The 9232-nt window shown below is 58.8% G+C and carries 9 protein-coding genes; 7 read left to right on the forward strand and 2 right to left on the reverse strand.

Annotated features, from left to right (window positions below):
- On the reverse strand, nt 1–539 hold a 539-nt coding region (locus AAAB35_RS27805; protein ID WP_340671571.1), incomplete at its 3' end, for an IclR family transcriptional regulator.
- A gap of 170 nt (nt 540–709) precedes the next feature.
- On the opposite strand from AAAB35_RS27805, the gene gcl reads away from it, so the two are divergent.
- From gcl to AAAB35_RS27820, 3 genes are read left to right on the forward strand one after another with little or no spacing between them, the layout of a single operon-like run.
- On the forward strand, nt 710–2494 hold the full coding sequence (gene gcl / locus AAAB35_RS27810) for a glyoxylate carboligase (protein ID WP_340671572.1): 1785 nt from the start codon (nt 710–712) through the stop codon (nt 2492–2494).
- A 32-nt stretch (nt 2495–2526) separates the two neighbouring features.
- Nucleotides 2527–3342, forward strand: coding sequence for a hydroxypyruvate isomerase (hyi, locus tag AAAB35_RS27815; protein WP_340671573.1), 816 nt, complete (start codon nt 2527–2529; stop codon nt 3340–3342).
- A gap of 5 nt (nt 3343–3347) precedes the next feature.
- A complete protein-coding gene (locus AAAB35_RS27820; RefSeq protein ID WP_340671574.1) occupies nt 3348–4232 on the forward strand; it encodes a 2-hydroxy-3-oxopropionate reductase in 885 nt (294 codons plus the stop codon).
- A gap of 154 nt (nt 4233–4386) precedes the next feature.
- Here AAAB35_RS27820 and AAAB35_RS27825 read toward each other — a convergent pair whose 3' ends face one another.
- Nucleotides 4387–5277: an MBL fold metallo-hydrolase gene (locus tag AAAB35_RS27825; protein WP_340671575.1), complete on the reverse strand. Its 891-nt coding sequence runs from the start codon at nt 5275–5277 to the stop codon at nt 4387–4389.
- Nucleotides 5278–5472: 195 nt separating this feature from the next.
- Between AAAB35_RS27825 and AAAB35_RS27830 the strand changes: the two genes are divergently transcribed.
- The 4 genes from AAAB35_RS27830 to AAAB35_RS27845 all read left to right on the forward strand — a co-directional run.
- Nucleotides 5473–6393, forward strand: coding sequence for a PfkB family carbohydrate kinase (locus tag AAAB35_RS27830; RefSeq protein WP_340671576.1), 921 nt, complete (start codon nt 5473–5475; stop codon nt 6391–6393).
- 118 nt (nt 6394–6511) lie between these two features.
- Complete coding sequence (locus tag AAAB35_RS27835; protein WP_340671577.1) at nt 6512–7402, forward strand: dihydrodipicolinate synthase family protein; 891 nt, start codon at nt 6512–6514, stop codon at nt 7400–7402.
- Between the two features lie 34 nt (nt 7403–7436).
- Entirely contained in the window at nt 7437–8096 is a 660-nt protein-coding gene (locus tag AAAB35_RS27840; RefSeq protein ID WP_340671578.1) for a GntR family transcriptional regulator, read from the forward strand.
- Nucleotides 8097–8154: 58 nt separating this feature from the next.
- Nucleotides 8155–9232: sugar ABC transporter substrate-binding protein (locus AAAB35_RS27845; RefSeq protein ID WP_340671579.1), on the forward strand; the 1078-nt coding region annotated here is incomplete at its 3' end.

Below are 9232 nucleotides of genomic sequence, written 5' to 3' on the forward strand. Positions count from 1 at the left end.
GTCTTGCCGGACAGGGCCTGAGCAATGTCTGTGTCCGACCATGTCGAGAGGATTGCCTTGCCGATCCCGGAGGCATGGATCGGCCCGCGCCGCCCGGGACGAAAGAAGGCCCGCATCGGTGCATGGCTCTCGATCTGCGAAATGAAGACGACGTCACCTTCATCCTCAATGGCGACATTGGCGGTCTCGCCGCATTCATCCATGAGCCGCTTCAAATATGGGCGGCTGATCGCGCCAAGCTTGCGATAGCGCAGAAACGCGTTGCCGATCTCGAAGGCGCGCACGCCGATCGTCCAGTCGCCGGATTCGGTGTCATGGGTCAGCATGCCGTGATTGGCAAGCGAGGTCAGCAGGCGGTGGACCGTTGACGGTGCCATGCCCGTGTGCTCGGCGAGATCCATCAGTGTCGAGCCGTCGGCATCGGCAATGATGCTCAGAAGATTGAGACTGCGATCCAGCACCTGGACCGAAGGTGGCGGCGCAGTTTCGCTCGCCTTGCGGCCCCGTTTTCCCTTCAATGACGCGCCCTGCAAAGCCATGATCCTTAAGAGTCCCGTTTTGTCCTGCCTTCACTTGCCATAGCTGCGCGCTGCTTATTTTTCCAGTTTTATTGAAAATCTTTATTTCCGTATCATGGAAATGATTTCCAAATTTGTGTTGAGAAGTGCGATTAATGGATTACAATCTCATTGAATATGGAGGAATGACAATGACAAAAATGCGTGCCGTCGATGCTGCAGTCCTTATCCTGGAAAAGGAGGGGATCGATTGCGCCTTTGGCGTACCGGGCGCGGCCATCAACCCGTTCTACTCGGCGCTGAAGGCGCGCGGCAGTGTCCGCCATATCCTCGCGCGCCATGTCGAAGCCGCGTCACATATGGCCGAGGGCTATACCCGGGCCGAGCACGGCAACATCGGCGTGTGCATCGGAACATCCGGGCCGGCGGGAACGGATATGATCACCGGGCTTTATTCCGCCTCTGCCGATTCGATCCCGATCCTTTGCATCACTGGACAGGCACCGCGCGCGCGCCTCGACAAGGAAGACTTCCAGGCTGTTGATATTGCCTCGATCGCCAAGCCCGTAACGAAATGGGCGGTAACGGTCATGGAGCCGGGCCTCGTGCCCTATGTCTTTCAGAAGGCCTTCCACATCATGCGGTCGGGCCGGCCGGGTCCGGTGCTGGTTGATCTGCCGCTTGATGTCCAACTGGCGGAGATCGAGTTTGATCCCGACACCTATCAGCCGCTCGATGCCTACAAACCTGCGGCCACGCGGGCGCAGGTCGAAAAGGCGCTGGCGATGCTCAACGAAGCCGAGCGGCCGCTGATCGTTGCCGGCGGTGGCATCATCAATGCCGACGCCAGCGATCTTCTGGTGGAATTTGCCGAGATTGCCGGCGTTCCGGTCATCCCGACGCTGATGGGATGGGGTACCATCCCGGACGATCATCCGTTGATGGCAGGCATGTGCGGCTTGCAGACTTCGCATCGCTACGGCAACGCGACGATGCTGGCCTCGGATTTCGTGCTCGGCATAGGCAATCGCTGGGCCAATCGCCATACCGGCAATGTCTCAACCTATACGCAAGGGCGCAAATTCGTCCACGTCGACATCGAACCGACCCAGATCGGCCGGGTTTTTGCACCGGATTTCGGCATTGTTTCGGACGCCGGCAAGGCCCTGAAGCTCTTCCTTGACGTTGCGACCGAATGGAAGGCGGCAGGCAAAATGCGCGACTGGTCCGCCTGGGCGGAAGAATGCCGCGGGCGCAAGCGCACCATGTTGCGCAAGACCCATTTCGACCAGACGCCGCTCAAGCCACAGCGCGTCTATGAAGAAATGAACAAGGTGTTCGGTCGCGAGACCTGCTATGTGACGACGATCGGTCTCAGCCAGATTGCCGGCGCCCAGTTCCTGCATGTCTACAAGCCGCGCAACTGGATCAATTGCGGTCAGGCGGGCCCGCTTGGCTGGACCCTGCCGGCCGCGCTCGGCGTGCGTGCAGCCGATCCAGATCGGCCGATCGTCGCGCTATCGGGCGATTACGACTTTCAGTTCATGATCGAGGAGCTCGCGGTCGGCGCGCAGCACAAGCTGCCCTATCTGCATGTGGTCGTGAACAACTCCTATCTCGGCTTGATCCGACAGGCGCAGCGCGGCTTCGACATGGATTTCGAAGTCAGCCTTGCCTTCGACAACATCAACGCAGGGGGCGATGCCGAGAAGGGCTACGGCGTCGATCACGTCGCGGTTGCAGAAGGCCTCGGCTGCAAAGCGATCCGTGTTCGCAGCCCCGATCAGTTCGCACACGCCTTTAAGGAAGCGCAGGCGCTGATGGATCAACATAGGGTTCCGGTCGTTATCGAATTCATTCTCGAACGCGTGACCAACGTTGCCATGGGACCCGATATCAACGCAGTCGTCGAATTCGAGGATCTTGCCGAACGCAACGAGGATGTGCCGACAGCGGTCGCCGCATATCTCGACTGAAACTTACGAAGAACTCTTTTCAGGAGGCACAAATGCCTGGATTTGCCGCCAATTTGACGATGCTTTTCAATGAGGTGCCGTTTCTCGAACGTTTCGCGCTCGCAAGCGAAGCAGGGTTTAAAGCTGTCGAATATCTCTTCCCCTACGACTATAACGTCGAAGAACTGAAGAAGGTTCTCGCCGACAACAACCTCGTCCAGGTTCTCCACAACCTGCCGGCCGGAAACTGGGCAGCCGGGGAGCGTGGCATTGCCATTCTGCCAGACCGCATTGATGAGTTTCGCCGCGGCGTGGCGACAGCAATCGATTACGCGACGGCTCTCGGCTGCAGACAGATCAATTGCCTCGCGGGCATCGCACCAAACGGCCTGTCTGCGGATGCACTGCGCACGACCTTCGTTCACAATCTCCGCTTGGCCGCCCGGGAACTTGCCAAATATGACATCCGGCTCCTGATCGAGCCGATCAACGATCACGACATTCCAGGCTTCTATCTCAACACGGTCGAGCAAGCTGCATCGATTATCGAGGCGGTCGGGAGCGACAATCTCTTTATCCAGTATGACCTCTACCACCAGCAGCGAATGCGCGGCGAGCTCGTTGCGACCTATGCGCGGCATAAGCGCCTGATTGCCCACATCCAGCTGGCGGACAATCCCGGCCGCCACGAGCCGGGAACTGGCGAGATCAACTATCCCTTCGTCTTCAAAGCACTCGATGCAGCCGGATACGATGGCTGGATCGGCTGCGAATACAAACCAAAAACGCAAACGCAACACGGGCTTGGCTGGCTGAACGAAATGTCAGCAGCCTGCCGGCAGGCGGACATCATCAGGATGAGGAGCTAAAGGAAATGGCTGACATAGGTTTCATTGGGTTGGGTATTATGGGTACGCCCATGGCGCGCCACTTGCAGGACGCAGGACACGATGTCTACACGTCGAAGTTCTTCATCGCACCAAAGCAGGAACTGATCGACAATGGTCTGAAGATCGTCGAAAGCCCCAGGGCGCTTGCCGAAAAGACCGATATCATCATCCTCATGCTCCCCGACACTCCCGAAGTGAAGGATGTCCTTTTTGGACAGAACGGTGTCGTCTACGGATTGAAGCCGGGCAAGCTCGTCATCGACATGAGCTCGATCTCGCCGATCGAAACCAAGGAGTTCGCCAAGAAAGTGCGCGAGACCGGCAGCGAATACATCGATGCCCCGGTTTCGGGGGGCGAAGTTGGGGCAATGGGCGCAACGCTGAGCATCATGGCCGGTGGCTCACAGGAGGCGTTCGACCGGGCGCTGCCGCTCTTCAAGCTGATGGGCAAGAACATCACTCTTGTCGGCGATTGCGGCGACGGCCAGGTGACGAAGGTTGCAAACCAGATCATCGTTGCGCTGACCATCGAGGCTGTCTCCGAAGCGCTGGTTCTGGCATCGAAAGCAGGGGCGGACCCGGCGCGGGTACGCGAAGCGCTCATGGGCGGTTTTGCGTCCTCGCGCATCCTCGAGGTCCATGGCGATCGCATGATCAAGCGCACGTTCGATCCGGGCTTCCGCATCTCGTTGCACCAGAAGGATCTCAATCTCGCCTTGCAAAGCGCCAAATCGCTTGGCGTATCCCTGCCGAACACAGCGTCCACCCAGGAGCTCTTCAACAGTTGCGCCGCCAATGGCGACAGCGGCCTTGACCATTCGGGTCTCGTCCGTGCGCTCGAGCGAATCGCGAACCACGCAGTTGCCTGACGACCTTTGATGGGTGAAGGGGAAGGGTTCGCTCAAAAGCGTAGCGGACCCTTCGATATCGGGGATCGCCGAAAAGCGATTTATCAGCTCAATATGGCGATCATGCGCCGACAGCCGGATCACCGCACGAGACCATGGCGATCAGGGCGCTCCGTTAGTCCCACTTTGCCCCGTCAAGCGCGTCGAGCGGAATTTTCAGGTAACGCTTGCCGTTGGATTCACGCGCCGGCAGCCGTCCACCGTTGATGTTGATCTGCAAGGCGGCAAGGATCAGCCGCGGCATTGGCAGTGTCTTGTCGCGGCTTGTCCGTATGGCAACGAAGTCGGCTGCGGTCCGGCATCTGGCTATGTGCGTATTAGTGGTCTTCTGCGCAGCAACCGTACTTTCCCACAGCGGCTCGCGCCCGCCCGGCTGATAATCGTGGCCGACAAAAACCCGCGTTTCGTCCGGCAAGGCGAGGATCGCCTCGATCGATTGCCACAATTGTTCAGCGCTGCCACCGGGGAAATCCGTCCGGGCCGTGCCGCTGTCGGGCATGAACATCGTGTCGTGGACGAAGGCCGCATCGCCGATGACATAGGTAATGGAAGCCAGTGTATGGCCGGGCGAGAACATGACGCTTGCCGTCATCGCGCCTAGATTAAAGGGCTCACCCGCTGAAAAAAGCTTGTCCCATTGCGACCCGTCCGCGGGAAAATCCGGCCAGTTATAGAGCTTCTTCCACAGTTCCTGTACCTCGACGATATGCTCGCCAATGGCCGTTGGCGCGCCGGTTTTCGATTTGAGATACTGGGCGGCGGAAAAGTGGTCGGCGTGGGGGTGCGTGTCCAGGATCCACTCGACCTTGAGCCCGTTCGCTTCGACGTAGTTGAGGATCTGATCGGCATTCAGCGTCGCCGTCGAGCCCGATTTTTCGTCGAAATCCAGCACCGGGTCGATGATTGCGCAATGCCTCGTCGCCGGGTCCACGACCACATACTGAACCGAATTTGTTCGCCTGTCGAAAAGAGCATGAACGTCCGGCTTCAATGTGGTTTCTTTCATTCTCGCGAGTCCTCGATGCGAAACTCGGCTGAGTGTCTCCGGTTTCGACGCGAAGAGTCAATTACCTCCAAGGGTTGACGAGCGCGCGACCCCTGTTGCCAAGCAGGCTTTCAAGACGCTAACTGATGTCGCCCGTGCTCCGGGCAGTCTTTGGCGGTACGATCGTTGTCAAGCTCCATCTATAAGGTTCCATCCATGGCCAATGAAACCAGTCCGAAAATTCTCTGTGTCGGCGCGCTCACCATGGATACGATCTTTCGCCTCGACAGGCTGCCACCGGGGCCGGGGAAGTATATTCCGTTGGAAGCAGTTGAAATTGCCGCCGGGATGGCCTCAAGTGCCGCGGCCAGCATTGCACGGCTGGGCGGCAGCGTTTCCCTCTTCGCCTCGACGGGCAAGGACGATAGTGGCCGGCGGGCCGTCCGTGAACTGACCGAGGAGGGCGTCGATTGCTCGCATGTCCGCACGATCGCAGACGCCCACTCGGCATTCTCGTCGATATTCGTGGATGCGGCAGGCGAGCGGATGATTGTGCCTTACTATGACGCAAGATTGCTAACCGCTCCCGATGCGATTCCGCCGGTTGCCGCAGGCGCGTTCAACGTGGTCATGACGGATGTTCGCTGGCCGCTTGGCGCCGCAAAGGTCCTGAAGGCTGCGCGCGAGGCCGGCATCCATGGCGTTCTCGACGCGGACACCGCATCGCTTGAGACATTGGAGATGCTGTTACCGCTCGCCTCGCATATCGTTGCTTCCGAGCCCGCCGCACAAATTGTTACCGGTGAAAGCGATCCGGAAAAGGCAACAGTTGCATTGGCTGCCCTTTATGGGCGCGACGGTGCCTTCATCTCCGTGACCGCCGGAAACAGGGGTTCATTCTGGTACGACGGACTTGAGGCGGAGATACGCCACATGCCCGCCTTCGAGGTCAACGTGGTGGATACGCTCGCGGCCGGAGACGTTTTTCACGGCACATTCGCCTGGGCACTTGCCCGTAACTATCCCATCTTCCAGATCATGCGTTTTGCCAGCGCGGCTGCCGCGATCAAATGCTCCCGCTTTGGCGGCAGGATCGGCGCGCCAACAAAATCCGAGTTGGACATCTTCCTTTCCTGAGACAACTACTGGGTACTGCCCTAACAATGGCAACCTAGTAAAAAGTCAGGATGGACAGATTGACTTTCATCTGACATGTTAGTATGTCCTTAGTGAACAATTGGATTGGGAGAAGCACGTGCCCCGGAGTGATCGATTTGGGCTTTCTGCGGCACTGACCATGCCCTTCGACGCGGCGATGCGGATCGATCTGCCAAAGGCGTTGGCGCATGCGCGTCAATGCCTCGACAATGGCTGCCGCAGCGTCACCCTTTTTGGAACAACCGGCGAGGGGTCATCCATCGGTTATGATGAGCGTGTCGGCGTGATCAACGCATTTGTCGAAGGAGGCATAGCCCCAGCGCAGATCGTTGTCGGCGTGATGGCCAATGCCTATGTGGATGCGGCCGCCCAGTGCCGGGTGGCTCTTGACACCGGCTGCCGCGGGGTGTTGCTCGCACCGCCATCCTATTTCAAGAATGTCAGCGACGACGGGCTTTTCGACTGGTTCTCGGCAGTGTTCCACGAAATTGGCGCCGGGGCACGCGGGATCATCATCTACAACATTCCCTCCGTTACGGCCGTCGAGATCTCGGTCGAGCTTGTCAGCCGTTTGCGCGAAGCCTTCCCCTTGGTGGTCGCCGGGGTCAAGGATTCGTCTGGAAACTTTACCTATACGCAAGCGCTGCTTGAAAAGCACAAGGATCTTGCCATCCTGATTGGCGATGAGCGCACCCTTGCCGCGGCTGTGCGGCTCGGCGCTGAAGGATCGATATCCGGCATGGCCAATCTTTATCCGGATCGGTTGTTGCCGCTGATCGAGGAGGGGAGGGACGATCCGGCCGTCATCGAAGCCGTCGAAGAGATTCTGAAGTTCCCGGTTGTGCCCGCTGTCAAAGCGATCCTTGCGCGTCATACCGCAGACGATGGTTGGCGCCGGGCGCGGGCACCGCTGGAGGCTCTGTCGGATTTGGACCACAGGCGCGTCAACGGCATTTTCGACCGCTTGTTTGTTGCTGCGGCCGCGTAACAAGGGGGCCGGGGTTTCGTCACGGAGAGCGCTTATGGATGATGGCAATGAACCGGTAAGACTGCGAGAAAAGGCTTATGCGAGTTTCACCGAGCATCTCCTGGCGCGTGATATCAGTCCGGGACAGTTCGTCTCGCAGCGGCAGCTCGTGGCGATGACGGGAATGCCGCTTGGTGCAATCCGCGAACTGGTGCCACGGCTTGAGGCGGAGGGATTGGTCAGGACCATCCCGCAACGCGGCATCCAGATCGCGCATATCGATATTAACCTCATTCGCGAGGCGTTCCAGTTTCGGCTGTTCATGGAAAAGGAGGCCATTGCAGTGTTCTGCGTGTCAGCCTCTAGCGAACTCCTGGCGACCTTGCGCAAAGAACATGAGGACACGCTTGAGGAAGCGCTCAAGACCAGGGAGACGCCGGAACTTGAACTGCGCGCCCAGGCCATCGACTGGAATCTGCATGAGACGATCATCGATTCGCTCGACAACGGCATTATTTCACGGGCCTATCGGATAAATGCGATCAAGATGCGGCTCATCAACCAGGAGAGATTTCGTATTACCGGTCGCGTCATTCCGGTTATGCGCGAGCATCTTGCGGTCCTGACAGCCATAGAGACCCGCGATCCGCAAACGGCGATGGATGCGATCGCCGTGCATATCAACAATGCGAGGAACCTTGCACTGAAGGTTTGAAAGTCCGACGCCGGTAATGGGAGTTGCCGCTTTGGAAGAACGACACGAGGAGGAAACAATGAGCATGAACTTCTTGAAGCCGACAAGGCGGCAATTCCTGGCCGGATCGGCGGCGCTCGGCGCCGCAAGCATCACCGGATTGAAGCCTGCATTCGCCAATGTCGACTGGAAGAGATTTGCCGGAACGACGCTCGAGGTCAATCTGATCAAGAGCCCGCGCGGCGACATTCTGCAGAAGTATCAAAAGGAGTTCGAGGAATTGACCGGTATCAAGGTCAATTCCGAGCAGACGCCGGAGCAACAGCAGCGCCAGAAAGCCGTGATCGAACTGACCTCCGGCAAGCCCAGCTTCGATGTGATCCACATCAGCTACCACGTTCAGAAACGCCAGTTTGAAAAGGGCGGATGGCTTGCCGACCTGACCCCCTTCCTCAAGGATCCGAGCCTCACCGAGCCGAGTCTGACCGAGAGCGACTTCGCCGAGGCCGGTCTTGCCTTCGCGAAGGACCAGAATGGCCGTTTTGGCGGGCTTCCATTTTCGGTCGACTACTGGATCGTGTACTGGAACAAGGATCTCTTCGCAGCCAAGGGTGTCGAATATCCGAAGACCTTCGACGAGCTGGTCGCGGCGGCTGAAAAGCTTACCGATGCAGATAGCGGTACCTATGGCTTTGTTGCCCGCGGCATGAAGAACGCCAATACGCCCGTCTGGGCGAGCCTGATGCTCGGCTACGGCAAGAGCACTGTGGAGAACGGGACGTTGCAGACCGATACGCCCGAGGCGATCGAGGCGGCCGCGTTGTACCAGCGTCTGATGACCAAATCAGCGCCTCCCGGCGTGACCGGATTCAACTGGGCCGAATGCCAGTCGAGTTTCCTGCAGGGCAAGGTTGCGATGTGGCTTGACGGTATCGGCTTCGCACCACCGCTTGAGAACCCGCAGAAGTCGCGCGTGGTCGGCAAGGTCGGTTACGGCGTCATGCCGAAAGGACCGGCCGCACAGGCTGCTCCGACGTTCGGCGACGGCATTGGCGTAACGGAAGGCTCATCCAAGAAGGAAGCGGCATATCTTTATTGCCAATGGGCGATTTCGAAGGAGATGGGGACGCGCCTCTTGCAGACCGGCTCCGGCGTGC

The sequence above is a fragment of the Phyllobacterium sp. genome (assembly GCF_037994425.1).
Lineage (GTDB): Bacteria > Pseudomonadota > Alphaproteobacteria > Rhizobiales > Rhizobiaceae > Phyllobacterium.